The sequence below is a fragment of the Bifidobacterium sp. WCA-178-WT-4B genome (assembly GCF_009696495.1).
GTDB lineage: Bacteria > Actinomycetota > Actinomycetes > Actinomycetales > Bifidobacteriaceae > Bifidobacterium > Bifidobacterium infantis.
This window is the reverse complement of the sequence record NZ_VULV01000002.1, coordinates 265,064-290,333: the sequence shown is the minus strand read 5'-3', so window position 1 is coordinate 290,333 and position 25,270 is coordinate 265,064. Positions and strand designations below refer to the sequence as shown.

The window sequence follows — 25,270 nt, the reverse complement described above, 5'->3', positions numbered from 1 at the left end:
GTCAGTTCTGCCGGTAGTAGCTGAAGAAGTCGGCGAGCTCCTCCATGGTTTCGTGCAGCATGCCTATGCGCGGCAGGTACACCACACGGAAGTGGTCGGGATGCCGCCAGTTGAACGCACCGCCATGGCTGATGAGGATGTGCTTGTCATGCAGCAGATCGAGCGCGAACTGCTCATCCGAGTGAATGTTGAACCGCTTGACGTCGATCTTCGGAAAGATGTAGAACGCGGCCTTGGGCTTGACGGCGCTGATGCCGGGGATGGCGTTGAGCATGTCGTAGACGAGATCGCGCTGGTCATACACGCGGCCGCCGGGAACGAGATAGTCCTTGACGCTCTGGTGTCCGCCGAGCGCGGTCTGCACCACGGACTGGGCGGGCACGTTCGAGCACATGCGCATGTTGGCCAGCATGTTGAGGCCCTCGATGTAATCCTTGGCGATGCGCTTGTTGCCGGACAAGATCATCCAGCCGATGCGGTAGCCGGCGATCATGTGCGATTTCGACAGGCCGGAAAAGGTCACGCAGAACAGGTCCGGGGCCATCGAGGCGATGGAGACGTGCTGCAGGCCATCCATGACGAGACGGTCGTAGATCTCGTCGGAGAAGATGATGAGCTGGTGTTCGCGTGCGATGTCGACGATCTGCTGGAGCACTTCCCGCGGATACAGCGCGCCGGTGGGGTTGTTCGGGTTGATGATGACAATCGCCTTGGTGTTGCTGGTGATCTTGGAGCGGATGTCGTCGATGTCCGGATACCATTCGGACTGTTCGTCGCACAGGTAGTGCACGGCGGTGCCGCCGGCCAGGTTCACGCAGGCGGTCCACAGCGGGTAGTCCGGGGAGGGCACGAGCACTTCGTCGCCGGTGTCGAGCAGCGCGGACATGGACAGGTTGATGAGCTCGCTGACGCCGTTGCCGGTGTAGATGTCGTCGATGGTGACGTTCGGGATGTTCTTCAGCTGCGCGTACTGCATGATGGCCTTGCGCGCGGAGAACAGGCCCTTGGACGGCGAGTAGCCTTCGGTGTCGGTGAGCTGGTGGGCCATGTCGTAGACGACTTCGTCCGGCGTGCGGAAGCCGAAGGGTGCCGGATTGCCGATGTTCAATTTCAGGATGTGGGTGCCGTTGGCCTCCATGCGCATCGCCTCGTCGGCGACCGGGCCGCGCACGTCGTAGAGCACGTTGTCAAGCTTGTGCGATTTGCCGAAGGTGCGGCGGCGGCCCACGGGAATCTCGCTGTCCGTATGGGGCTTGGCGGCATCCGTGGCAAGCGTTGTGGCGGCGTGTTCGCCGTCCGTGACGCTGTTGGAGGCGTCCGAGTTCAATTGCGTGGTGGATTCCTCACCGCGCAGCCAGTTCGCGTCGACGTCCAGTTCGCTGGCCAGGAATTCGAGCACGTCCTCGCGGGGCATGGTCTTGCCGGCCACGTATTGGCTGATGTGGCTCTTGCCCATCTTTACGCCACGATGTTCGGCGGCGTGCACCAAATCGACCTGCTTCAGTCCCCTGCTGTTCATCGCATTGCGCAGACGTTCCGCAAACACCGATACGCTCATATCCTTATGCCTCCAACCGGGAGTTCAATTTATCTTTTGAACAACGGTTCAAAGCATACTCCCGGTTCAACACAAGTTCAATTTTGGCGTGTTCTCGAGTCTCGACCGGTTCAGCCCAACTGCGCTTCAATCCATTGGGCAACGCCGTCCTCGTTGTTGGACGGGCAGATCTCGTCGGCGATGGACAGCACCTTGGGGTTCGCGTTGGCCACGGCCACACCCCGGCCGGATTCGCTCATCATGTTGATATCGATGAGGTCGTCGCCGAAGGCGGCAGTCTGTTCGAGCGGCACGTCCAGTCGCTCGCACAGCAGGTGCAGCGCGTGCTCCTTGTTGGCCTGCGGGTTCATGAGCATCCACATCACGCCTTCGCTGATGGAGATGTCGAAGTCCGGCGGAATCAGCGCACGCAGCTCGTTCCACTGTTCAGGCTCGGGGAAGATGGTGATCTTGTCCGCCACGCCTTCGGGCACGTCGTGGAAGTTCGTATATTGGAAGGCCTGAGTTTTCCAATACACGCGCACATCGAAGTTGGTGTAGCGCACGTCGTTCATCACGATGCCGAGCTTCAGGCCGGGCATGCGATCGAGCAGGAACAGACAGACTTCGCAGGCACGCCGTGAGGAGAAGCCAATCTTGATCAAATGGTTCTCATCGGCCGGCGTGGCACCTGAGGTGAGCAGGTCGAAGTCGGAGTGGGCCGGGTCGAAATCGATGAGGGCGCCGTTCAGATAGATTACGGCGTCCACCGGCAGTTTTTCGGCGAACTGGAGGCCGGTACTCACCGGCCGCGCGGTGGCGATGGCGAATTTCAGTCCGGCATCGTGCGCGCGGTTGATGGTGTCGATGCTGCGCTGGGTGATGAACCGGTCCTCGAATACCTCGGCGTCGTGCAGCAACGTGCCGTCGAGGTCGGCGACCAGCAGTCGGGGTTGTTTCGGTGTGATGGCGTCGAGAATCACAGCAGCCCCTCGCAGTGTACACGCACGAGTTCGGCGGAATGGTGCAGTTTGGCCCGCTCGTCCTCGCTCAGATCGAGTTCGACGATCTCGTTGGCACCATTGGCCCGCAGTTCAGTGGGGACGCCGAGAAACACGTTATGTTCGCCGTATTCGCCGTCCAGCAGGGTGGAGACGGGCACGATACGGCGTTCGTCCCACAGGATGGTCTGCACGATGCCGGCCACGGTGGAGGCGATGCCGAAGTTGGTGCCGCCCTTGGCCGCGACGATCTCATCGCCACGGGTGCGGGTCTTCTCTTCGATTTCGGTGGTGGACACGGAGGCGAAACGGTCTTGGTTGTCGGCCAGGAAACGGGCGAATGGCTTGCCGCCGAGCGAGACGGTGGACCATGCGGTGAACTGGGAGTCGCCGTGCTCGCCCATCACGAAGCCGCCCACATTGCGCGGGTCAAGGCCGGTCTCTTCGCCGATGATGGTCTTGAGACGCGAGGTGTCGAGCGCAGTGCCGGTACCGAGCACCTGGGTGCGAGGCAGACCGGAACGTTTCCAGGCATACCAAGCCATCACGTCGACCGGGTTGGAGACCATGACGATCACGCCGTCAAAGCCGGAGGCCATGACGTTGTCGACCACTTCGCCCACAAGACCCACGGTGAAGCCGAGTTCGGCCATGCGGTTGGAGTTGGCCGGCGGCTTGCGGCCCACGGTGATGACGACGATGTCCGCGTCCTTGCAGTCGGCGTAGTCGCCGGCGCGCACCTTGACGTGGCGGTCCTGGAATTCGCTGCCATCATCGAGGTCGCGGGCCTCCCCCAGGGCCTTGGCGGCGGAACGGTCGATGAGCACAAGCTCATTGCACAGGCCGTGCGTGACGATGCCGAAGGCGGCGGTGGCACCGACCTGGCCGGTGCCGACGATAACGACTTTGTTGCGGTTCATAGTGACCATGGTGATGTCCTTTCGTAATACTCGATAGAACGCATACGACCCATGACCGACGGTAACGGTCATGGGTCGCGAGCGACAAGTCTATATGGCGTGCAAGCCGATCAGCCGAGGTTGAACTTGGTCATCATGTCGAGGCCGATGATCAAGGCCACCCACACCAGAGCGATGATAACGGTCCAACGGTTCAGGTTCTTTTCGGCGACACCGGAAGTACCGGCGTTCTGGGTCAGACCGCCGCCGAACATGTCGGACAAACCGCCGCCCTTGCCCTTGTGCATAAGGATGAGCAGGGTCAGCACGAAGCTGAGCAGCACGACGATGACTTGCAGCGTGATCTTAAGAGCGGTCACAGGGTACCTCCGGATTGATTGGACTGTTGACCAGCATAGCGCACACACGGGAAAACCGTGGTATTAGTTCCGTGATTTCATGGATTTAAGTGCCAATCGAGCGATTTTGGCGAGTTCCTCAACGTCCAAGGCCGCCCCTCCGATCAGGAAGCCGTCAACATCGGGCTGGGAAATGAGTTCCGCCGCATTTTTCGAGGTGACCGATCCGCCGTACAGGATACGTACGCTATCGGATACCTTCGTGCCAAAGGTGGTCTTCAAATCGTTGCGGATGGCGTTTGCGGCATCCTGGGCGGATTGCGGAGTGGCCACCATGCCGGTGCCAATGGCCCAGACAGGTTCGTAGGCCACGATGAGTTCGGCGGCTTGTTCTTCGTTGAGATCGCGGGTGACGTCTCGTACCTGGCCCACGGCGAAATCGAGTTCAATGCCTTGGCGTCGTTCCTCGAAGCTTTCGCCGACGCACAAAATCGGCTGCATGCCGGCGGCGAACACGGCACGTACCTGATCGACGATATTGGCGTCATCTTCAGGATGGTATTTGCGGCGTTCGGAGTGGCCGACGATGACGTATGAGCAGCCGAGATGGGCGATCATGTCCGCGGACACATCGCCGGTGAAGGCACCTTGGGTGGTCACGGAAACGGATTGTGCGCCGTAGGCGACATGGAGCTTGTCGGCTTCGACCAGCACCTGTACGCTGCGCAATGACGTGAACGAGGGGAAAAGCGCGACTTCGCAGCGTTTGAAGTCGAAGTGAGCGTCACGCAACAGCCATACCAGCTTCTGCACGAAGTAAGTGGCTTCAAGATGGTCGAAATTCATCTTCCAGTTGCCGGCCACCAACGGAATGCGTTTGGACGCCATATGTTTCCCTTCTAAAAAATACGTAGCTCCCCTCAAGGAGGGGAGCTAGAAAATGGATTACTCAAGCACCTTCAGGCCAGGGAGCTCCTTGCCTTCGAGGAACTCGAGGGAAGCGCCACCACCGGTGGAGATGTGGGAGAAGCCGTCCTCCGGGAAGCCGAGGTTGCGCACGGCGGAAGCGGAGTCGCCGCCACCGACGATGGTGAACGCACCGGCTGCGGTGGCGTCGACCAGACCCTGGGCCACGGCCTTGGTGCCGGCGGCGAACTCAGGAACCTCGAACACGCCCATCGGGCCGTTCCACACGACGGTCTTGGAGTCGACGATCTTGTCGTGGAAGAGCTTCTGGGACTCCGGGCCGATGTCCAGACCCATCTTGTCGGCCGGGATGGCGTCGGCGGCAACGACTTCCGGAGCAACCGGGGTGTCACCGGCCGGGAAGCCGGCGTTCACGACGACGTCGGTCGGCAGCACGAGCTCAACGCCGTTCTTCTCGGCGGTCTCGATGTAGCCCTTGACCTTCTCAAGCTGGTCCTCTTCAAGCAGGGAGGTGCCGACCTCGTAGCCCTTGGCCTTGAGGAAGGTGAACACCATGCCGCCGCCGATGACCAGACGGTTGGCCTTGTCGAGCAGGTTCTCGATGACGCCGAGCTTGTCGGAGACCTTGGAACCGCCGAGCACCACGGTGAACGGACGCTCCGGGTTCTCGGTGGCCTTGGACAGGGCCTTGACTTCCTTCTCGACCAGCAGGCCTGCGGCGGCCGGCAGATCGGCGGCAACGTCGTAGTTGGAGCCCTGGGCGCGGTGGACCACGCCGAAGCCATCGGAAACGAAGGCCTCGCCGAGGGCGGCGATCTTCTTGGCGTAAGCGGCGCGTTCGTCGGCGTCCTTGGAGGTCTCCTCCGGGTTGAAACGAACGTTCTCAAGCAGCACAACGTCGCCATCGTTCATGGCGGCGACCTTGGCCTGAGCGTCCTCGCCGTAGGTGTCCTTGGCCAGCGGCACGTTGGTGCCGAGCAGCTCGCCGAGGCGGGCGGCAACCGGGGCCAGGCTCAGCTCAGGAACGACCTTGCCCTTCGGGCGGCCAAGGTGGGCCATGAGGATGACCTTGGCGCCTTCTTCGCGCAGGGTCTTGATGGTCGGCAGAGCAGCCTTGATTCGACCGTCATCGGTGATGGTGGTGCCGTCCAGCGGAACATTAAAATCAGCGCGAACCAGAACGCGCTTGCCCTTGAGATCTCCAAGGTCCTTGAGTGTCTTCATGAATATCCTTTCCTTGACGAATCGCACGTCAAAGTGGCCAATTTTGCCACTTTGCATATTACAGGCATTCCGGAACAAAACACCGCATTCGTCTACTGACTGAATGCGGTGTTTTGTTCTGTTGTTGTCGCGTTCTGCCGAATAGGCACGGCAAATCGGATTGTCGGGTTACTTGCCTTCGGCTGCTCGAGCCTTCTCCGTCTTCTCGGCAAGCTGAAGCAGTCGGCGAATTCGTCCGGCAATCGCATCCTTGGTGATCTGCGGTTCGGCGATCTTGCCGAGCTCCTCGAGGCTCTTGTCCACGTGATCGATGCGCAGCTGGCCGGCCTGACGGAGGTTGTCCGGAATGTTATCGCCGAGTACTTCGAAAGCATGCTGCACTTTTTCGCTGGCTTCGGCGGCGGCCTTGGCGGAACGGCGCATATTGGCGTCATCGAAGTTGGCCAGACGATTGGCCTTGCCGCGGGCCTCGCCATCGGAGCGCTTGCCGGTCCATTCGCGGGCCGAACGGGTGGCGCCCATGAGCTTGAGCATGCGTTCGATGGCGTCGGGATCCTTGAGGGTCACGCGCTCGGAGCTGCGCAGCGTGCGATGCTTGGCCTGGATGCCGAGACGACGGGCCACGCCGCACAGGGCCATGGCGGCCTCTTCCGTAGGGCAAGCGATTTCCAGGAAGCTGGCCTTACCGGGATCGGATAGGAAGCCACGGGCCATGAAGGCGCCGCGCCATGCCGCTTTGATTTGGGCGATGGATCCGTTGACCACTTCAGACGGCAGTCCACGGACCTGCTGCTTACGGCGGTCGACCAGTCCGGTCTGCAAAGCCAAGGCCACTACGTTGCGGGTGACGAGCACCACGTAGGTCTCGACAGGGCCGTTCGGGGTCTGACGGGTGAGGTGGTTGATCTCGGCTTCGTGCCCGAACGTGTTCCTCAACGTGTTCTTCAGCCATTCTGCAACGTCAAGCGAGGTGAATACGGCTTGGATAACGTATGTATTCTGTACCGGTCGAAGACCGCCGCCAAAACGGATCATGGCCGCAGCTTGGGCCTTGATCGCGGCTGGCGAATCGCCTTCAAAGGCCGCCAACTCGCTTTTGACATCGTCCAGAAGAGCCAAGATCTACCTCCTACAGTCCCGTTCTTCTCAATGCTTCAGGCGCTTCGTGCCGTTATTTGCTGTCACACGGTCGGAAGCCATCGGCTTTCTGTGATACCTAATCTGGTGGACAAGCGAACCCGTTTGATACATACTATGGGCTTTGCTTTCTCGCAGTGTGGTCACCGAACGCTTGCCCGATGACCGCTCGACGCCTGCTTACGATGAGTGACGCTTGTGCTGTTCTCTCGCGGAAACGGTTACGTTGAGCCCATGTGCGCGTAAGCGGCGAGCCAGCTCCTCGCTCATCGCCACCGACCGGTGCTGGCCACCGGTGCAGCCGACGGCGATGGTTACGTAGTGCTTGTCTTCCTGGGCGTATCCTTCCAACGCAATCTCGATAGCTTTCTCATAAGCGTCGAGAAATTCCTTGGCACCCTTGCTGGAAAGCACGTAGTCGGCGACCGGCTTGTCGTGCCCGGTAAGCTCGCGCAGGTTGGGCACCCAGAACGGGTTGGGCAGAAAACGCACGTCGGCCACGAAATCGGCGTCGATGGGCATGCCGTATTTGAAGCCGAAGCTGAAGATGTGTACCGCCACGGTGGTGGGGCCTGAACCGAGCATCGTCTCGTAGAGTTTGGTGGACAGCTGGTGGATGCTCAGGGAGCTGGTGTCGATGACCCAGTCGGCTCGTTCCTTGAGGTCTTCCAGTAGGTGACGTTCCTCAAGGATGCCGTCGATCAGACAGTTGCCGTGCTGCAGCGGGTGCGGGCGGCGCACGGATTCATAGCGCTTGATGAGCACTTCGTTGCTGGCGGCGAGGAACAGAATACGGGTTTTGACGCCGAGATCATCCAGATGGCCGAGCACGGCGGCCAGCTCGTCGAAATAGCTGGAGCGCACGTCGATGACGGCGGCAAGCTTGTGGACGCCCGACCCCGATCCGGAACCGGAGGTGGTCATCATGTCGACAAGCGGGATAAGCAGTTTGGGAGGCAGGTTGTCGATCACATACCATCCCATGTCTTCCACGCAGTCAGCGGCATGAGAGCGGCCTGCGCCGGACATACCGGTGATGAGCAGCACTTCGAAGGCATCAAGCGGGGTCGGCTGGTTGTCCGGAGTCGATGTGGCTGTCGCGGAATTCGCCGGCGCATTCGTGGCGGCCGCCTCGCCGGTATCGAGGATTGTTGTCTGTTGACTCATTACAGGGCCTCCTCAAGAGCTTTGCGCATCGCGATCTCCAGCTGGTCGTCTTCGGTGGTGGTGTCCTGCAGACGCTGGTCGGCATCGCTGGGCGGGTCGTCATCCCAGATACCGGTCATCAGCAATACCTGTACGAGAGCTTGGTACAGCAGCATTTCTTCACCGCCGATGGCGTGACCGCCATGAGCGCGCCAGGCTTCCATGAGCTTGGTGGGGCGTGGATCGTAGACCACGTCCAGCAGCAGTCCGGAGAATGGCTCGGTTCCGGCATTGGTGAGGGCATCCGCGACGTTGTCGGCCGCATGTCCGGGAATCGTGTTGATGACATAGGTGGCGTTGCGGGCTGCCTCGAGCAGGGCCTGATCGTCGCCTAATTCGATTTCGCTATACGGGTTATGCACGTTGACGAACTTCTCGGCCACTGGTTTAAGCCCGGTGTTTTTTCCGGGGTGGCGGGCGGCGACGATGATATGGCCGATTTCGGGCATCATGCAGCATGCGGCCAACGCCGAAGTGGCGGTGTTGCCATTGCCGATGATCAGCGCGGCGCCGCTTCTCGATGCGGTGTGGTGTTCGCCGAGTTCGCGATTGGCATGGTCGAAGGCGAGTTGGATGCCGATGACATCGGTGTTGTATAGCTTGATGTCTGGCTTGCCGTTCGGCCAAGCGGGATCATCGGTAGCCACGCTCCAGTCGAATACCGCGGTATTCGCCACCTTCAGTTCCTTGGCCCACAGATTTTCCGGAACACCGTACGGTTGGATGGCCTTTTTCAACGGCATGGTCAGGCTCAGGCCAGCCCACGTCGAGTCGAGGCCTTTGAGGAAAGCGTCGAGGTCATCCTCTCCCACTTCGTGCTTGTCGTACAGCCAATCGTCGAGTTTCAGCGAACGGTAGGCCGCGTTGTGGAGCACGGGTGACAATGAGTGCGCGACGGGTTTGCCGAGTACAGCGCAACGATGATTGGCCATATCCCCTCCTTGATGTCTGTTCCCATGCTAGCCGACACTTTGCTTCGAATATGTCAACCACAGGCCCCGCAACCGAAAATTCACTCTGGGCTGCTGGACCGGGCCGGCTCACTGCTCGTGCAGCGCGTTGTACAGCGCTTCGGCTTTGGCGTGGCCGATGCCTTTGACCTTCTCGAAGTCCTCGACACTGGCTTCGCGCATGGCTTTGACCGAGCCGAAGTGGTTGAGCAGCCGCTTCTGGTAGCTTTTGCCGATGCCTGGAATCTCGTCGAGCGCGCTGCGCAGGGCACCTTTGCGCCGCTGTTGGCGGTGGTAGGTGATGGCGAAGCGGTGGGATTCGTCGCGTACACGCTGCAGCAGATACATGCCTTCGGACTGGCGTTTGAGGATGATCGGATAGTCGTCGTCCGGCACCCACACCTCTTCCAAGCGTTTGGCCAGTCCGCAGACGGCCACGTCGTTCACGCCACAGTCCTCGAGCGCCTTGGCGGCGGCCATGACCTGCGGCTTGCCGCCGTCGACCACCACCAGGTTCGGCTTGTAGGCAAAGTGATGCCGGTTTGTGTTCTGCTGGACGATGTCGGGCGAAGTTTCCCGTGTATCGTTCTGCACTCCGTCCGGCACCGCGTGCCCCTTGCCACTGATGTCGGAACCGTTCTCACCATTGTCGTTACCGTTCGCAGCGATTGTCTCCGCCGCCACGGCAGTGGTCATCTTGCCGGCGGCCGAGGCCGCGCGCTGTTCCGCGTCGATGCTTTCGCCGGAGTCGCCGGCGATGTTGCCGTGCTTGAAGCGGCGGGTGAGCGTCTCGTAAAGTGCGGACAGATCATCCACCGCGCCTTTGCCGTCCTTGCCTCGGATGGCGAAGCGTCGGTATTCGGATTTCTTGGCGATCGCGTCTTCGAACACCACCATGGAGGACACCTGGAAGGCACCGCCCACAGTGTTCGAAATGTCGTAGCATTCGATGCGCAGCGGGGCTTCCGCGAGTCCCAATGCCTTGGCCACATCGTTCATGGCCTGGGTGCGTGCGCCCATGTCGGAGATGCGGCTCATCTTGCTGCGCTGCAGTGCTTGGCTGGCGTTCTCGTTGGCGCGGCCCATGAGCTGCTTCTTGTCGCCTCGCGAGGCCACGCGGATGGTCACCGCTCCCCCGCGCAGATTGGTCAGCCAGCCTTCGAGTTCCTCACGGCGGGCCGGTTCGACGGGCACGATGATTTCGCGCGGTACCGGTGCGATGGGTGCCAGCAGGTCCGCGCGTCCGGTGGTCTCCTGACGGGTGTTGCGTTCTCGGGTGGCCTGGGCGCGTGCCACAGCGTCCGCGGCCGTGATGGTTTGCGTGGAGCCGATGGCCTCGCGATTGGTGGAGATGGTCGCGGCCGACTGGGGGTGATTGTCCCCGGCGGCGTCCGAATACACCTGCGCCAGAAGGTCGGCCATCAAGTCGGCGTCATCGATGTCCTCAACTCGTTCGACGCTCCAATTGCGTTCGCCGCGAATCGAGCCGGCGCGCACATAAAAGGCGTGCACTGAGGCTTCGAGCTCGTCGCTGGCGAAGCCGAACACGTCCGCGTCCACATCCTGGTCGAAGACGACGGCGTTCTGTTGCACCACGGTTTCCAGCATTTGGATCTGGTCGCGCAGTCGGGCGGCTTTCTCGAATTCGAGTTCGGCGCTGGCCTCTTTCATGTCACGAGTCAACTGGGCGATGTAGGGCCGTCCGAGTCGTCCGGTCATCACGCCGACCAGCTGTTCGCACAGCCGCCGGTGTTCGTCCGCTTCGATACGGTTCACGCAGGGTGCGGAGCATTTGCCGATGGAGGCGAACAGGCATGGCCGTCCGGGCAGTTGCGCCTTGTGGAATACGTTGGTGGTGCAGGTGCGGACCGGGAACGTGCGCAACAGCCGGTCAAGGCTGTGCCGCAATTCCCATACTTTGGCATAGGGGCCGAAATACCGGGTATCCCGACGTTTGCGCGACCGAGTGACCCACACGCGCGGAATTCGCTCCCCCGTGCTGACCGCGAGATACGGATAGGTCTTGTCGTCGCGGAACTGCACGTTGAACCGTGGGTCGAATTCCTTGATCCACGTGTATTCCAACGTCAGTGATTCCAGTTCGGTGGCGACGACCGTCCACTCCAGACTGCGTGCGGTCAGCACCATGGTCTGCGTGCGCGGATGCAGCAGATACAGCGGCTGGAAATAATTGGTGAGCCTGTTGCGCAGGTTCTTCGCCTTGCCCACATAAATGACGCGCCCTTCCCCGTCGCGCCATTTGTACACACCGGGTTTGGTGGGAATATCCGAGGTCTTGGGTCGGAACAGGTCGCGAGAATCCCCCAGCAAAGGTGCCCCATTCGCATTCACCTTCGCCGTCGTTTCCCCGGCACCCACAGCTACGCTTTCCGGCATTAACGCCGCCGCAGTCTTCCGCCACTCATCCGGACTATGCCGCTCAATATCGTTCGTCATAATCCTCCTCGCTATTAAGCAAAACCAATCATCAGGGATTGGGTGGGTTGGGGTGTGTGTTGCTGGACCGTAAAGACTTGGCCTGAGCGGCCCGGAGCATGTCCAGCAACATGCCACCCCCACCCCCCAAGGTCAGCTGCAATGGAAGGCTAAAGCATGGGCTTCAGGAACTTGCCGGTCCATGAGGATTCGCATTCGGCAACCTGTTCGGGCGTGCCCTGCGTGACGATGGTGCCGCCTCCGTCGCCGCCCTCCGGACCGAGATCGATCAGCCAGTCGGCCTCCTTGATCACATCCAGATTATGTTCGATGACGATGACCGTATTGCCCTTGTCCACCAGGGACTGCAGCACCTTGAGCAGCTTGTTCACGTCTTCGAAGTGCAGGCCGGTGGTCGGCTCGTCGAGGATGTACACGGTTTTGCCGTCGGATCGGCGCTGCAGCTCGGTGGCAAGCTTGACGCGCTGAGATTCGCCGCCGGACAGGGTGGGTGCGGGCTGGCCGAGTCGGATGTAGCCGAGGCCGACGTCCACGAGGGTCTTCAGGTATCGGGAGATGCCGGTGTACGCCTTGAAGAAGTCGGCGGCCTCCTCGATGGGCATGTTGAGGATGTCGGCCACGGTCTTGCCGTTGTACGTGACTTCGAGAGTCTCGCGGTTGTATCGTTTGCCGTGGCAGACCTCGCAGTCCACGTAGACGTCGGGCAGGAAGTTCATTTCGATCTTCAGCGTGCCATCACCGTGGCAGGCCTCACATCGGCCGCCTTTGACGTTGAAACTGAAGCGGCCGGGGCCGTAGCCGCGCACCTGGGCTTCGGGAGTCTTGGCGAACAGGGTGCGGATCTTGTCCCACACACCGGTGTAGGTGGCGGGGTTGGATCGCGGCGTGCGGCCGATCGGGTTCTGGTCGACGTGGATCACCTTGCGCACCTGGTCGACGCCTTCCACGCGCCTGTGGCGGCCGGGTACGATGCGTGCACCGTTGAGCTTGTCGGCGAGCACCGGGTAGAGGATCGTGTTGACCAGCGAGGATTTGCCGGAGCCGGAGACGCCGGTGACCACGGTAAGCACGCCGAGCGGGAAGCTCACGTCGATGTTCTTGAGGTTGTTCTCGCGGGCACCCACGACTTTGAGCACCTGGGTCTTGTGGATCTTGCGGCGCTTGGCGGGCACGGCGATCTCTCGCCGGTGGGCGATGTAGTCGCCGGTGATGGAGCGCTTGGCTTCTATGAGGTGCTTGGCGGGGCCGGAGTAGATGACTTCGCCGCCGTGTTCGCCGGCTCCGGGGCCGATGTCGACCACCCAGTCGGCACGGCGTATCGTGTCCTCGTCGTGTTCGACGACAATCAGCGTGTTGCCGAGATCGCGCAGGTGGTGCAGGGTTTCGATGAGGCGTTCGTTGTCACGCTGGTGCAGGCCGATGGACGGCTCGTCGAGCACGTACATGACGCCGACCAGGCCGGAGCCGATCTGCGTGGCGAGTCGGATGCGCTGCGCTTCTCCGCCGGACAGGGTGGCGGCCGCGCGCGAGAGGGTCAGGTAGTCGAGGCCGACGTCGTTCAGGAAGCCGAGTCGGGCCTTGATCTCCTTGAGCACTTCGCCGGCGATCAGCTGTGCCGAGCCTTCGAGTTTCAGGCCGTTGATCCAGGCGAGTTCGCGTACGACGGGCATGTCACACACGTCGAAGATGGATTTGCCGTCCACGGTGACAGCGAGCACTTCGGGCTTCAGACGGCGTCCGTGGCAGACCTGGCAGGGCACTTCGCGCATGTACGACTCGTAGTATTCGCGCATGGACTGCGAATCGGTTTCGTCGTGGCGGCGCATGAGCGTGCGGATCACGCCTTCGAAGCCGGTGGAGTATTCGCGCAGGCGTCCCCAGCGATTGCGGTAGGAGACGTTGACCTTGAAGTCGTGGCCGTAGAGGATGTCGTGCTTGACGTCGTCCGGCAGGTCCTTCCAAGGAGTCTTCATGGAGAAGCCCATTTCCTTGGCCAGACCTTCGAGGATGTGGCCGTAGTACTGGGCGGTCATCTTGGTGCCGCTCCACGGTTCGATGACGCCGTCGGCCAGTGACTTGTCCGGGTCGGAGATGATGAGGTCCGGGTCGATTTCCAGTTTGAAGCCGAGACCGGTGCAGGCGGGGCAGGCGCCGTAGGGGGCGTTGAAGGAGAAGGTGCGCGGCCCGACCTCGTCGAGTTCGAGCGTGTGCCCGTTCGGGCAGCTGCGGTGTTCGGAGAACGGCTGGCGGCGGGCCGGGCTGCCTTCCTCCTCGTCCACGAAGTCGATGACGATGCTGCCGTTGGCGAGCTTGAGGGCGGTTTCCACCGAATCAGTCAAACGTTGGCGGATACCGTCCTTGACCACGAGTCGGTCGACCACGACCTCGATGGTGTGCTTCTTCTGCTTGGTGAGTTTGATGTCGTCGGACAGCTGCGTCATCTCGCCGTCGATGAGCGCGCGGGCGTAGCCGTCGGAGCGCAGCAGCTCGATCATGTCCACGAACTCGCCCTTGCGGCCCTTGACCACGGGCGCGAGAATCTGGAATCGCGTGCGCTCCGGATAGCCGAGCAGTGTGTCGACGATCTGCTGCGGGGTCTGGGAGGCGACGGGCTCGCCGCATTCAGGGCAGTGAGGGATGCCGGTGCGGGCGAAGAGCAGTCGCAGGTAATCGTAGATTTCGGTGATGGTGCCGACGGTAGAACGCGGGTTGCGGTTGGTGGTCTTCTGATCGATGGAGACGGCCGGGCTCAGGCCCTCGATGAAGTCAACGTCGGGCTTGTCCATCTGACCCAGGAACTGGCGGGCGTAGGCGGACAGGGATTCGACGTAGCGTCGCTGGCCTTCGGCGAACAGGGTGTCAAACGCGAGCGCGGATTTGCCGGAACCGGACAGGCCGGTGAACACGACCATGCAATTGCGCGGAATCGCTAGGTCGACGTTCTTGAGGTTGTGTTCGCGCGCACCCTGAATCGTGATCTTGAGATCGTTCGGGATGTGCGAGATATCAGCTACCAGCGAACCATCGTGTTCGATCAGCGGCGCCTTTTTGATCTCCCGGCTCAGGAAGGAGTCGCTGGTCATCACCTTTTCGACGATGACCTCACCATTCTTGCCCTTGCTGCTTTTCGCGCCCGTTGCGCTTGTTGCGCGCCTTGCGCCAGTCCGCGTTGCTGCCACAGCCACACCCCACCTTCCATCTCACCGTTCCCGCGCGCACGGTTATGCGCGCGCCAAATCTGTCCCAAGGATACCCGAACACACGACCAAATTCGAACGCTTGTTCGATGGCGTGTCAGGCCGGAAAACCGAACCATAGTATGCATAATTCCGGACCATCAGTGGACCGAAACGCAAGAGCCGGCCCACGCGACATCAACCGTGCGCCCAGCCCCAGTCAAGCTCTATCCCGAAGACCTCTCCTCCTCTGATTTGCCCCGGTTCACATGTCAATCGTTTGACGTCCGCATCGGGGCAAAACCCGCTGTCCCGGTTCGTGATTTTGGCCTGTTTTCGAGAACCAGGACATTCCAGTTTCCACGAACCACATAAAACGCGAACGGAAACGGCGGAATAAAGCCAATCTCAGAATCGCCATGTTGTCCCGATTCTCGCATCAAACGATTGACGCCCATACCGGGGCAACACAACATGTCCCGGTTCGCGAAAAACACCCGAAATCACAAACCGGGACAACGGATTCTGCCCCGGTACGTCCGTCAAACGATTGATGTTCGAACCGGGACAAAATCTTCAATGGACTCCACGGGGATGCCAAGCTTGCGTAATTCGTCAACTGCATCACGCATGGGAATGCGTTCCTGTTCGATACGCCGATAAGCGATGGTTTTGTCAGCACACAGTCGTTCATAAAGACGTCGCTCCGCCGATTGAAGGCCGGGCGTCGGCTTAGGCTCCCGCATAGCAATCTTCGCGCTGCGTTCAGTACGATCGGTACCAAAATCGTCGTGGCCCGGATCGAGATAACGGAACCGCAGTTCGGTCGGCCGTTTTGACAGACCCAACGTTTCGACACCGAGCAGTCGGCAAATGGCCTTACGACGATTGGTTTTTGACTCATTCAGCCATTTGCCGCTGAATCCTGTCAGTGGAATCTGTGCGACGGTGCGCTTCGCGATATTCCGCCGCCAGCGTACGACCAACCACACGCATGGCTATTGATTCGTCAGGAACGACGACTTTGGAGATCAACTCGACAGAGGTGCCTATGGTGCGATGCTTGGTTATGATTTCGCAACCATTCTTGCTTGCCCATTGCCGTATCTCATTGTTGTTGTCATGCACTGCAATCGCATTGGTTTCCAAAAATGCTTGGTCCGGCAATCCCACCGGCACGGGAAATGGCCATGCCGGTTCGATGTCGTACATATGTGAACGCATGTGGTGATCGCAGCGATGTCTTTCATGCCGGCCATAGTTCCCATCACCTGCTTTCGAACATCGTCGAGTCGAACCGAATCGTCTTAATACCGGCGACGCCGGGATTGCTCATTCGGCAACCCCGTCATCCTTCAATATATCCGACGATGATTCATCATCCATGTCATTCTGGTGCAGCACGGCCTCGCGCAGGGAGGTGAGGCCGGTGTCGGGGTCCTTGTAGGTCACGTAGGCCTTGGTGGAGACCTCGAGGATTTCGCCGGTCTTGCTTTCCGGGGCGGAGACGATGACCTGGAATCCGAGGCGCGGCAGCACCGCGAGGGCGCGCTGCGTGTAACGGCCGTCGGCCTTGATGAGCGCCTCGTCGAGGAACAGCGTGGTGTACGAGGGTTCGCTGGTCAGGCCGCCGCCGAGCAGGTAGATGAGCGCCGCGCCGTATACGAATGAGGTGAGCTCCTGCAAGGCGCCGCCCGAGCGACCACCGGTGGAGGTGATGCGTTCGTCCGGACCGTCGGCATGATGCACGATGGCGTAGAAGGACGAGCGGCAGCGCGGGTCGAGATTGCGGGCACCGTAGCTTTTCACGCCGTTCGCGTCCTTGACCTGCGCGAGTTCGGCGCGCAACAGCCCGACCATCGGCGCACAGGCCGCGAAGGCCTTGCGCGAGGCGTCGGAATCGTTGACGTCGGCGGATTTCCAATCGTTCAGGGTGCCGATGACGCGGATGAGCTGCGTCCAGAAGGCGCGCTCGGGACGGCGCACGTCCGCGTGCAGGGACAGGCTGCCGTGCTTGGGACCGAACTGTTGGCCTTTGAGCATGGCGTTGATGCGGTCAAGCTGGTCGTGGATGTCGCTGGCATCCGTGTCGATGGCGCGTTTGATGGTCAGGAAGCTCCTGAGCAGCTGTTCGAGGCAGCGCCGGTATTCGGCGTCGGTGGCGGCGACCGCGGCCAGCTGGGTGAGGCTGGCGAGTTCGTCGAGATAGTACCGGTAGTCCTCCACGCTGGCGGTCAGCGAGTCGTCGTCGGCCGCGTAGAGCGCGATGTAGGTGCTCATTTTCGATTCGACGCCGGTGCGCGCGGCGTCGGCCTGGCCGTTCAGCAGATTGATGCGGGAGGTCATGTCCTTGCCGATGCCGGCGATGGTGCGTTCGGGGAAACTCTCCCCCGGCGCCCTCGTTCCGGCCACGCCCGCGCCGATGATCATGTGCGCGCGCATGGCGGCGTCCGCCAATCCGGCGAATCGGTTGTCGTAGGATTCGGCGAGCGCCGCCGTGACTTCGTCCGGCAGCGGGCCGGAAGCGGCGTCATCGTCATTGTCGGCGGTGGCACCGGCGGCGTCCGTCGTGCCGGTGTCGGCATGGTCGCGCAGCCAGATGAGCGCCGCTTCGACGGCGCTGCCGGCGCGAGCCGCGGCCTGGTCGGATTCGATGCGCTGGCGTTCCACACGGTCGAGTTCGGCGTTCAGTTCGTCGCGCTGTTTGGCGAGTTCGGCGAGTTTGGGATCGTTTTTGATGGATGCGATGGCGTCCTGCGTGTCCGTGATGGTCCGTTGCGCGCCGGCGATGTCGATGCGTTCCCATGACGTGTAGGCGAGCTGGTTGGCCAGTTCGAGTTCGCGGTGGAGGTTATCGGACTGTGTTTTGGCGGCCGTGTAGTCGGTGTCGGCTTGGCTAAGCGCGTTGCGGGCGGCGTCGACCTGCGCTGCGAGCGCGTTGAGGTAGGTTTCGTTGACGAATCCGATGACCTGGGCGCGGTCTTTGGTGCCGTGCTGGCCGCGTGCGCCGGATTTGATCTGACCGTCGGCCTGCACCTGACGGTTGGTGCGGTCGGTGTCGTCGATGGCGGTGACGCATAGGGCGTCGAATCGTTCGGCCTGGGTCTGCGAGCGCAGCCAGTCGGCGAAGGGCGAGTCGTCGCGGTAGCGCAGTTTGCCGGACAGCCAGTCGCCGTCCTGTTCTCCGGTGAGTATGTTCGCGTGCGCGCCGGTGTCGTCGTAGTGGCGTGCGGTGTCCACGAACTGCCAGGTGCGTCGGGGCATGGTGCGCGGGTCGATGGTGCTGACTTTGGCGGCGAAGCCCTGTTCGTGGCGCTTGTCGACGAGGATGGTCTGGGCGATGGGCGCGTAGGCGACGTTCATGGCGAGACGCCAGTCTTCCTCGTGTTCGTTCACGTCCATAAGTTCGGCCACGTACGGCAGTTCGGCGGGGGTGAGTCCGGTGGCGCGGCAGAGCATGGCGCGGGTTTCGTCCATCTGCTGGGAGATGCGGGTGCGCTGGGAGCGTTGCCGGTCGAAGTCGCGTTGCAGTCGTTCGAGGTCGCCGCGTGCGCCGGCCCGCGCGTTGATGGCGGCGGTGAGGGCTTCCTCGCATTCGCCGTCTCGTTTGTTGTATTCGCGTTTGAAGTTCACGGCGTTGATGCGGCGCTCGTTCCAGGCCTGTTCGTTGCCGGGCAGCGTCTCGCCGATGGATGCGAACGTTTGTTCGATTCGTGTTCGGTTGGCTTGCACGTCTTCGAGGGTGCGGCGGGCCTGGTCGAGTTCGAGTTCGAGTCGGGTCAGGTTGCCGCCGTCCAGACCCTGCATCTGGCCTCGGATCATGTCGAGGCGGGTGCGCAGGTCTTCGGTTCGGCGGCGCAGCAGCTTGGCTTCCGCCTCGCTGTTCTGTTGTTCGGCGCGGTCGGCGGGCAGTTGGACGGCGACTTCGCCACGCATGCGGGCCAATGCCCAGTCGCGCAGCACGGCCGGCACCGTGCCGTCGACGGCCGGCTTGACCGGTTCGAAGGCGCGGGCCTTGCCGCGTGCGGCGGCGTATTCGCCGTAGGCCTGTTGGATGCCGCGCAGCGTGTCCATGCGGCGGGTTTTCTCGTCCATGGCGTGGAAGTTCCCGTCGTAACGTTCGTAGTCCTCGACCGTGGTGCGGGCCAGGCCCAGGGCTTCGGGCACGCCGAGCACGCCTTGTTTGAAGATGTCGTCGAGCCGGGAGGGCGCGTCGGCGGACTGGATCTTGTGCAGCAGTCGGCAGGCGGCCTCGCTCAGGCCCATTGCGCTCCAGATATGTGTGTGGAACGCTTCGGCGCTGGGGAATGTGAGGCAGTCGGGGTAGGTGGCTTTGAGCTGGGCCGGCGTGAACGGGGCGTCACGGTATTGGTCCATGCGCCTGGGGTCCACGGGCTTGCCCCAGACCACGTACTGGCGGCGCACGTCACCGCGGCCGTCGCCGGGCATCAGGTAGAGGAATTTGGCGCAGGAGAGCACCTGGCCGGTGGTCTGGTTGCGATAGGTGTCCACGATGGTGCCCCACACGGGTTGCGGTGCGCCGTTCTCGTCGCGGCCGCGCAGGTAGAGCGGCTCGTCGCCGGTTTCGGTGCTGCCCACGCCGACCATGCCACGCAGGTAGGTGTAGTCGCTGCGTTCGGAGCGGCCGGAGTTCGAGGCCTTGTTGAACGGCGTGCCGGTTGGGTACAGCAGGGAGATCTGCGCGTCGACCAGCGTGGATTTGCCGGATTCGCTGGCGCCGGCGAGCAGGGTCACCGGCAGCTTGTGGTCCGTGGAGGGGCGGAATTCGTGGTAGCCCTCATAGGAGCCCCAGTTGATGAGTCGGCGGGATTCCAGCATCCACCGGTCCGCGATCATCTGCACGTCTGTCGCCTGCATCATTCGGCTCCCTTCTCGTCATCGTCATCTTCCGTGTCGCCGTCGCCGTGTTCCACGACGTCGAGCCAGGTATCGGCCAGTTCGCGGTCGAGCACCACGGGCACGAGCGGCGTGATCTGGTACATGGCTTCGTCGTCCAGGCGCACCAAATACCCGTAGGTGATCATCGCGGAGACGATGGCGCCGATCTGCTTTGCCACGCCTTCCTCGTCGTTGCGGGCGGCCAGATAGCCGGCGCCGGTGGCGAGCGCGGCGCGGATCTCCTCAAAGCTGACGAGCCAGTCGGCGGGGTCGGCGTGCACGTTCTCGTATTCGAGGACGCGGATACGCAGGAAGGCGAGCAGCGCGGCCTCCTCGCGTTTGAGGCTGACGCGGGTTTTGAGCGAGCGCAGGGTCACGTCGTCGCCGGCCACGGGCGTGGCGTACATGATGCGGTAGCGTTCGTTGATCACCAAGTCGAGCAGGTCGTTGTTCAGGGAGCGTACGACGGCGTCGCGGTTGTCGAGCACGGTGTCGTAGGTGGGCCCGATGATATAGCGGTCGCGTTTGAGGGCGATGGCGGCCATGCGTGCCTCGGCCGGCATGTCGCCGGTGTCGCCTTCGAACAGGGCGTACGGGTTGGCGTTGTCCATATGTTCCTCGTGTTCCTCGGCCACGGTCATCCTTCCTCCACAATGATGTTCAGCTCGTCCATGTCGGCCAGCACCGGTCTAGTGATCCAGTTCCGGGGCTCGCCGTCGATCGATACGCAATGCCAGGTCGCGGTATCGCCGCGCTGCGCCGGGGCCGGCTCAGTGGCGATGTCGCTGTCGATGCCGACGCCGTCAGTGGACGGCTCGTCAGCGATGGCGCTGCCGCTTGCGGCTCCCAGCCCGCCCAGGAAGCCGACGATCTCGCTTTCGCGGCGTTCGCTTTCGGGCAGCCGGTTGAAGCTGGCGGCGATGTCCACGAGGGTTGCGTTGGACCTGTCATCGGACCTGTCAACGGTCACCGGGTTGCGCCGGATGAGGCTGACCATGCGCAGGAGTCGGGGGCCGCCGCTGTTGACCATATCCCGCAGATCGGCCACCGGAGTCGCCTGCGGGGCTTCGGCGGCGAGGTCGCTCAGGCCGGGTGCGGTGGCGCGGGTCATGGATTTGGCCGGGCGCATCGGCAATGGCGCGAACAGCGCGTCCGCGGTGGCCGTGTCGTACGGGCGCGAGGCGTCTCCCATATGGGTTTTCGCATCCGCGTTGAGGCGCGCGTACAGTCGGTTCAAGCGGGTGAGCATCGTACGGTAGCGAGTGTCGGTTTGCTGGCGCACGAGCCGGCTGATCGCCTCGTCGGAGACGCGCATCTGGCGGCGCACGGCTTCGATGCCGTCGTAGATGCGGGCCAGTTCGTCGCGGATCTGGCCGAGCAGCAGGCCGGATCCGCCGGCCAGATACGGGGTTTTGGCGATGGCGCGCAGGGCTTCGTCGATTTGCTGGCGGCCCTCGTCGGTGATGATCACCTGGAAGGCGTCCTCGAAGCGGCGGCCGCTGTCCGATTCGCTGAACGAGCGGCGGTATTCGTCGTGGTAGCGGGTCAGGTTCTCGTCCACGCTGATGTCGCCGGTCTGCATGCGCCGGCGCAAGGCGTCGCCGTTGTCCCGCTCGTCGAGCACGAGTTCGCGCAGGTCGATGGGTACGCCGCGCAGCGTGTTGTGGATCACGGCGATCACGTCCTCCACTTGGGCTTCGCTCAGCGTGGCGTGCTGCTTGCCCTGTTGGATGCGTTTGATCTCGTGCTTGCGTTCCTTGATTTCACGGTTGAGGAGTTTGATGCGCTCGCCGGGGTCGGCGGTCAGCTGCATGCGCGCGTGTTCGATTTCCATGATGATGCTGTTGGCCTGCGCGCCGGACAGGGCGCGTGATTCGTCTTCGAGCCTGCTCAGTGCCTCGATGGCGCGGTGGGCGCGGGCCGTCAAACGGTAGAGGAATCGGTGTGTGGCCGCATCATGCGAGTTGGCGAGCCAGGCGTAGTCGCCTTCGCCTTCACGGGTCAGGTCGGCGAGGATCTGATGGGCGGCCTCGGCGAAGGTCTGGTCCTCGCGCGGCGCATATTCGCCGGCGTCGGCCAGAGCGTTCAGACTTTGCGCGAACCGCTCCTCCACGGTCTCGCGCGGCAGCTCGCCGGTGAGCGGGTCGAACGTGGAACGCAGCAGCGACACGTACAGCATCGCGTTCTGGCGCAACAGCAACCGCAGGACGCCCGTCTCATACACCGGTCGCAGCCGTTCCAGCTCCCGCATCACATCGGCCACAGCATGCCTCCCTCTGTCGTGACCGCACCATACTAGCCGATAGCCGCGAACCACACCCCGCCCGCGCCACGCGTGCTCTCTCCGCCCAGCACCAATATGTCACTTTTATTGCACATGTCATCATGTGCAATAAAAGCGACATTGAGGCTGCGCACTCATGGTGATCGTTCACTCCAGCCGTCGCCCCTATTCGCCGCGCAGGGCCTCGGTCGGGGTGAGACGGGCGGCGCGGGAGGCCGGGTAGAGGCCGGCGAGGATGCCGACCAGGATGGCGGCGGCCCAGGCGAGCGGCAGGGAGGTCCAGTCGAGGGCGATCGGCTGGTCGGCTCATCGGCGAAGATGATGTCCGGCCGTTTGGCCAGGGCGCGGGCGATGGCCAAACGCTGCTGTTCGCCGCCCGACAACTGGGCCGGCCGGTGATGCAGGCGATTCCCCAATCCGACCTGTTCCAATGCCTCGGAGGCCCATTGCCGGCGTTCGCCGCGCGGCAGGGTTGTGTATTGCAGGCCTGTCATCACGTTCTCCAAGGCGGATACGGTGGCGATCAGATGGAACTGCTGGAACACGAAGCCGATGCGCGCGGCCCGCAGGACGCTGCGCTGCCGCTCACCCATCGCATTCACATCCCCGCCGTCGTATCGCATTATTCCCGAGGTCGGCATGTCCAGCGTGCCCAGTAACGACAACAGCGTGCTTTTGCCCGAGCCGTACGGCCCGACGATGGCCACGAGCTCGCCGCGATCGATGGCCAGTGACGTATCATGCAATATCTCCAGCACGCTCCCGTCCTTGCCTGGAAACGCCTTCGTCACATGCTCCAACGTCAGCAATGCCCCATGCTCTGGGCCAGCGGGGGCAAACTCGATGTCGTTCATGAGACCACCACCTTGTCTCCCGCCTTGAGGCCGTCGGACTTGGTGATTTGCACTTGCGCGTCGGACACCAGCCCGATTGACACCGGCACACGCACCAACTTGCCGCCGCGTACCGCTTCGACCGCATACGCGCTGCCGGCGCTGGCGATCAGTGCGGTCACCGGCATGATCAGCGTCTCCCCGGTCGAGGCATCGGTGTTCGGGATGATGACTTGCACGGCCGTCGGCCCGAAAGCCGCCACCTGCGTCTGGTCCGGGAAGTCGATGTGCGCCGATGGCTGTGTGGCTTGCCCGGTGTCGCCGGTCTTCTGCCCGCCCTGACCGACCGAGGTGAGCATCGTTTCGACGGTGGTGTTGTCCGGCAGCACGACCTGCGCCTTGTCTCCGGCTTTGAACGTCGCCGCCTGTGTGGCGGTCAACGTGGCCTGCGCATGCAGGGTGACGCCCGTATAGCTTGCCGGGCTGACCTGCGATTGGCCGAGTTTCGCGTTCACCGCCGTGATACGGATTGGTGCGGCTGCAGCCAGGGCCACCGTATTCGGGTCGAATGTGCCGGTGACCGCGTCGCCGGTCAGGCCGCGCGAGCGCTGCCATTGCCGGATCGCCATCGCGGCCCTCATCTCCGGCTGCGTGTACATGCTGCTGGCCGCACGCCTCGGCAAATTCGGCGGCATCACCGTCATGGGCGTGATCATCGGACGGTTCCTGTTCATCTCCGGGCATTTCGTGCTTTCGTTCATCGCCTACATCAACACCGGCACGTTCTTCATCTCGATGATCGCGATTCTGGTGTGCGCGGTTCTCGGCGGCTGGTTCGGCCAGCGCATGATGAAGAAGCATTTCATCAAGGCCGGTATCGCCTGATGAATCCTGCCCGCCGGACGCTCGATCCGCGCGCGAAACTCTACCTTCTGCTGGTGGCGAACCTCATGCTGTTCTTCCATGTAGGGCTCGCCACGCAGATCGTCATGGTCGTGCTGTTCCTGCTGCCCCTGCCGGCGGCCGCCCGATGACGAACCGCGTTGAACTTCGGCGTGACCTATGACGTACTCACCGCGCTGGGAATGCTCGACCCCGATGCCCTGGGACTGCCACGGCTGCATGTGGTCTCGCGCTGGCCGTGGGCGTCACGATGATGCTGCCCTGTTTCATCACCGACTCGCATGGCTCAACGGCGTGGCCGACCGGTACGTGGTATTCGACGGCGGGCATATCGTGCAGGATTACGAGGCCGATGAATTTCTGTCCCTCTCCCCCGGCTGCGGCAAGACCACGCTCGTGCACACGTTGACCGGACTCATCAAGCCTGTTTCAGGCCGCATCGAGCTCAACGGCGTGCCCGCGAAACCGCGCGACCTGACCCGCGCCGGATTCCTGGTCATGCAGGATGTCAACTACCAACTGTTCTCCGACAGCGTGCGCGAGGAACTGCTCATCGGACACATGGAGCAGGTCGGCGAACTACTGCGGCAACTGGCGAGCCAAGGCAAGGCGATTCTCGCGGTCACCCACGATGAGGAGCTCGCCGCCGGCCGGTGCGACCGCATTGTCAATCTTGGCGCCGACGATTCCGGGAGCAGCGGCTCGCATGTCAGTAACCCAGATGCCAGCAGCCCCAACCCTAATGCCTCTACCAATTTCGCCACCGCATCCACCCATGAAAGGAACGCGCAATGACCGCCAGCAACGCCACGGATTCCACGGCCTTCGACATCACCGACTGGCTCGGTGAATGGGAGTCTTTCGAGCATTACATCGATTTGGATGGCGCCGTCATCCAGCAGACTTGGGAAGCCGCCGAGCAGGCGGTGCACGCCAACCCGAACATGGCCCCGATGGCCGCGCGCGGCATCAGGACGTTCTGGTCGATGGCCTGTTCCACCACCAGCCCGGATAACATCATCCATATTGGCTACTGGCGTGTGAACGAGCCGGCCGCCGAATCCGGCTCCACGGACAATGCCGCGCTCGCCATCGAATGGTTCGCCGAGGACGACACCAGCCTCGACACCTACGAATACACCATCGACCATGTCATCGAGCACGGTCTCGAAGGCTCCCCCACCTTCGTGTTCCGCACCGCTGATCCGGCCGCCGAAGACAGCCCGTTCCGCTGGCTGCTGGCCATCAACCCTCTGCCTTCGCGCAAGGCGTTCGCCGAGGGCGGGCTGCTCAGCCACCTGCATTTCCAGTACGCCAACGATCTGCACACGCTCGTCGCCACGGATGAGGCCACCGGCGCCGAGACCTTGCGCAATCCGCGTTGGTATGCCGCCATGTGCTCCAACGAGGGAACCGTCGAGGACCGTTGCGCCATCATCCGTGCGTTGCACCACTTGCAGTAGATCTGGCAACATACG

At 62.4% G+C, this 25,270-nt stretch carries 18 protein-coding genes and 3 pseudogenes; 4 read left to right on the top strand and 17 right to left on the bottom strand.

Annotated elements, in window-relative coordinates; genetic code table 11:
• Nucleotide 1: 1 nt before the first annotated feature.
• The 17 genes and pseudogenes from FYJ31_RS03090 to FYJ31_RS03005 all read right to left on the bottom strand — a co-directional run bounded on the left by FYJ31_RS03090 (nucleotide 2) and on the right by FYJ31_RS03005 (nucleotide 23,548).
• A complete protein-coding gene (locus FYJ31_RS03090) occupies nucleotides 2-1,558 on the bottom strand; it encodes an aminotransferase class I/II-fold pyridoxal phosphate-dependent enzyme (protein WP_154535928.1) in 1,557 nt (518 codons plus the stop codon).
• Nucleotides 1,559-1,668: 110 nt separating this feature from the next.
• The gene (locus tag FYJ31_RS03085; RefSeq protein ID WP_050496249.1) at nucleotides 1,669-2,520 is read right to left on the bottom strand and encodes an HAD family hydrolase; all 852 of its coding nucleotides are present in this window, start codon (nucleotides 2,518-2,520) and stop codon (nucleotides 1,669-1,671) included.
• The gene (locus FYJ31_RS03080; protein WP_154535926.1) at nucleotides 2,517-3,467 is read right to left on the bottom strand and encodes an L-lactate dehydrogenase; all 951 of its coding nucleotides are present in this window, start codon (nucleotides 3,465-3,467) and stop codon (nucleotides 2,517-2,519) included. The genes FYJ31_RS03085 and FYJ31_RS03080 overlap by 4 nt, the downstream gene beginning before the upstream one ends.
• A gap of 101 nt (nucleotides 3,468-3,568) precedes the next feature.
• Nucleotides 3,569-3,817: a preprotein translocase subunit SecG gene (gene secG / locus FYJ31_RS03075; RefSeq protein ID WP_003829342.1), complete on the bottom strand. Its 249-nt coding sequence runs from the start codon at nucleotides 3,815-3,817 to the stop codon at nucleotides 3,569-3,571.
• Between the two features lie 63 nt (nucleotides 3,818-3,880).
• On the bottom strand, nucleotides 3,881-4,684 hold the full coding sequence (gene tpiA, locus FYJ31_RS03070) for a triose-phosphate isomerase (protein WP_032744140.1): 804 nt from the start codon (nucleotides 4,682-4,684) through the stop codon (nucleotides 3,881-3,883).
• Nucleotides 4,685-4,741: 57 nt separating this feature from the next.
• Nucleotides 4,742-5,947: a phosphoglycerate kinase gene (locus FYJ31_RS03065; RefSeq protein WP_012577436.1), complete on the bottom strand. Its 1,206-nt coding sequence runs from the start codon at nucleotides 5,945-5,947 to the stop codon at nucleotides 4,742-4,744.
• Nucleotides 5,948-6,115: 168 nt separating this feature from the next.
• Nucleotides 6,116-7,066, bottom strand: a complete 951-nt coding sequence (gene whiA / locus FYJ31_RS03060) for a DNA-binding protein WhiA (RefSeq protein WP_012577435.1) — start codon at nucleotides 7,064-7,066, stop codon at nucleotides 6,116-6,118.
• Nucleotides 7,067-7,264: 198 nt separating this feature from the next.
• Nucleotides 7,265-8,251, bottom strand: coding sequence for an RNase adapter RapZ (gene rapZ / locus FYJ31_RS03055; RefSeq protein ID WP_154535925.1), 987 nt, complete (start codon nucleotides 8,249-8,251; stop codon nucleotides 7,265-7,267).
• Nucleotides 8,251-9,222: a shikimate dehydrogenase family protein gene (locus FYJ31_RS03050; RefSeq protein ID WP_012577433.1), complete on the bottom strand. Its 972-nt coding sequence runs from the start codon at nucleotides 9,220-9,222 to the stop codon at nucleotides 8,251-8,253. The genes rapZ and FYJ31_RS03050 overlap by 1 nt, the downstream gene beginning before the upstream one ends.
• A 108-nt stretch (nucleotides 9,223-9,330) precedes the next feature.
• Nucleotides 9,331-11,697 carry an excinuclease ABC subunit UvrC gene (uvrC, locus tag FYJ31_RS03045; RefSeq protein WP_154535924.1) on the bottom strand — a complete coding sequence of 789 codons (2,367 nt, stop codon included), beginning with the start codon at nucleotides 11,695-11,697 and terminating at the stop codon, nucleotides 9,331-9,333.
• A gap of 149 nt (nucleotides 11,698-11,846) precedes the next feature.
• On the bottom strand, nucleotides 11,847-14,882 hold the full coding sequence (gene uvrA / locus FYJ31_RS03040) for an excinuclease ABC subunit UvrA (RefSeq protein ID WP_326831165.1): 3,036 nt from the start codon (nucleotides 14,880-14,882) through the stop codon (nucleotides 11,847-11,849).
• 533 nt (nucleotides 14,883-15,415) lie between these two features.
• Nucleotides 15,416-16,132 (bottom strand): annotated as a pseudogene (locus tag FYJ31_RS13155) (DUF3322 domain-containing protein).
• A 73-nt stretch (nucleotides 16,133-16,205) separates the two neighbouring features.
• Nucleotides 16,206-19,754 (bottom strand): ATP-binding protein, encoded by a 3,549-nt coding sequence (locus tag FYJ31_RS03025; RefSeq protein ID WP_195839423.1) that lies wholly within the window; start codon nucleotides 19,752-19,754, stop codon nucleotides 16,206-16,208.
• The gene (locus FYJ31_RS03020; RefSeq protein ID WP_154535922.1) at nucleotides 19,751-20,413 is read right to left on the bottom strand and encodes a DUF4194 domain-containing protein; all 663 of its coding nucleotides are present in this window, start codon (nucleotides 20,411-20,413) and stop codon (nucleotides 19,751-19,753) included. Before FYJ31_RS03020 ends, FYJ31_RS03025 begins: the two co-directional genes overlap by 4 nt.
• Nucleotides 20,410-22,035 carry a DUF3375 domain-containing protein gene (locus tag FYJ31_RS03015; protein ID WP_326831164.1) on the bottom strand — a complete coding sequence of 542 codons (1,626 nt, stop codon included), beginning with the start codon at nucleotides 22,033-22,035 and terminating at the stop codon, nucleotides 20,410-20,412. The genes FYJ31_RS03020 and FYJ31_RS03015 overlap by 4 nt, the downstream gene beginning before the upstream one ends.
• A gap of 155 nt (nucleotides 22,036-22,190) precedes the next feature.
• The gene (locus tag FYJ31_RS03010) at nucleotides 22,191-22,910 is read right to left on the bottom strand and encodes an ABC transporter ATP-binding protein (protein ID WP_229773827.1); all 720 of its coding nucleotides are present in this window, start codon (nucleotides 22,908-22,910) and stop codon (nucleotides 22,191-22,193) included.
• Entirely contained in the window at nucleotides 22,907-23,548 is a 642-nt protein-coding gene (locus FYJ31_RS03005; protein ID WP_195839426.1) for a hypothetical protein, read from the bottom strand. The genes FYJ31_RS03010 and FYJ31_RS03005 overlap by 4 nt, the downstream gene beginning before the upstream one ends.
• Between FYJ31_RS03005 and FYJ31_RS03000 the strand changes: the two are divergent.
• From FYJ31_RS03000 to FYJ31_RS02985, 4 genes and pseudogenes are all read left to right on the top strand, one after another.
• A pseudogene (locus FYJ31_RS03000) lies at nucleotides 23,514-23,774 on the top strand (MptD family putative ECF transporter S component); the annotation flags it as partial. The gene FYJ31_RS03005 and the pseudogene FYJ31_RS03000 sit on opposite strands and share 35 nt — an antisense overlap.
• Nucleotides 23,774-23,923 carry a hypothetical protein gene (locus FYJ31_RS12680; protein WP_229773826.1) on the top strand — a complete coding sequence of 50 codons (150 nt, stop codon included), beginning with the start codon at nucleotides 23,774-23,776 and terminating at the stop codon, nucleotides 23,921-23,923. The pseudogene FYJ31_RS03000 and the gene FYJ31_RS12680, both read left to right, overlap by 1 nt.
• Before the next feature lie 139 nt (nucleotides 23,924-24,062).
• Nucleotides 24,063-24,587: pseudogene (locus tag FYJ31_RS02990) on the top strand (ATP-binding cassette domain-containing protein); the annotation flags it as partial.
• Complete coding sequence (locus tag FYJ31_RS02985) at nucleotides 24,584-25,255, top strand: hypothetical protein (RefSeq protein WP_154535920.1); 672 nt, start codon at nucleotides 24,584-24,586, stop codon at nucleotides 25,253-25,255. The pseudogene FYJ31_RS02990 and the gene FYJ31_RS02985, both read left to right, overlap by 4 nt.
• Nucleotides 25,256-25,270 lie beyond the last annotated feature (15 nt).

What these genes read in the sequence shown, in the direction of transcription:
- FYJ31_RS03090 (WP_154535928.1), bottom strand. Translation starts at nt 1,558, where the DNA reads ATGAGCGTATCGGTGTTTGCGGAACGTCTGCGCAATGCGATGAACAGC.
- uvrC (WP_154535924.1), bottom strand. Translation starts at nt 11,697, where the DNA reads ATGACGAACGATATTGAGCGGCATAGTCCGGATGAGTGGCGGAAGACT.
- FYJ31_RS03025 (WP_195839423.1), bottom strand. Translation starts at nt 19,754, where the DNA reads ATGATGCAGGCGACAGACGTGCAGATGATCGCGGACCGGTGGATGCTG.
- FYJ31_RS03005 (WP_195839426.1), bottom strand. Translation starts at nt 23,548, where the DNA reads ATGTACACGCAGCCGGAGATGAGGGCCGCGATGGCGATCCGGCAATGG.
- FYJ31_RS03020 (WP_154535922.1), bottom strand. Translation starts at nt 20,413, where the DNA reads ATGACCGTGGCCGAGGAACACGAGGAACATATGGACAACGCCAACCCG.
- rapZ (WP_154535925.1), bottom strand. Translation starts at nt 8,251, where the DNA reads ATGAGTCAACAGACAACAATCCTCGATACCGGCGAGGCGGCCGCCACG.
- FYJ31_RS03050 (WP_012577433.1), bottom strand. Translation starts at nt 9,222, where the DNA reads ATGGCCAATCATCGTTGCGCTGTACTCGGCAAACCCGTCGCGCACTCA.
- tpiA (WP_032744140.1), bottom strand. Translation starts at nt 4,684, where the DNA reads ATGGCGTCCAAACGCATTCCGTTGGTGGCCGGCAACTGGAAGATGAAT.
- FYJ31_RS12680 (WP_229773826.1), top strand. Translation starts at nt 23,774, where the DNA reads ATGAATCCTGCCCGCCGGACGCTCGATCCGCGCGCGAAACTCTACCTT.
- FYJ31_RS03010 (WP_229773827.1), bottom strand. Translation starts at nt 22,910, where the DNA reads ATGAACGACATCGAGTTTGCCCCCGCTGGCCCAGAGCATGGGGCATTG.
- FYJ31_RS02985 (WP_154535920.1), top strand. Translation starts at nt 24,584, where the DNA reads ATGACCGCCAGCAACGCCACGGATTCCACGGCCTTCGACATCACCGAC.
- FYJ31_RS03080 (WP_154535926.1), bottom strand. Translation starts at nt 3,467, where the DNA reads ATGGTCACTATGAACCGCAACAAAGTCGTTATCGTCGGCACCGGCCAG.
- FYJ31_RS03065 (WP_012577436.1), bottom strand. Translation starts at nt 5,947, where the DNA reads ATGAAGACACTCAAGGACCTTGGAGATCTCAAGGGCAAGCGCGTTCTG.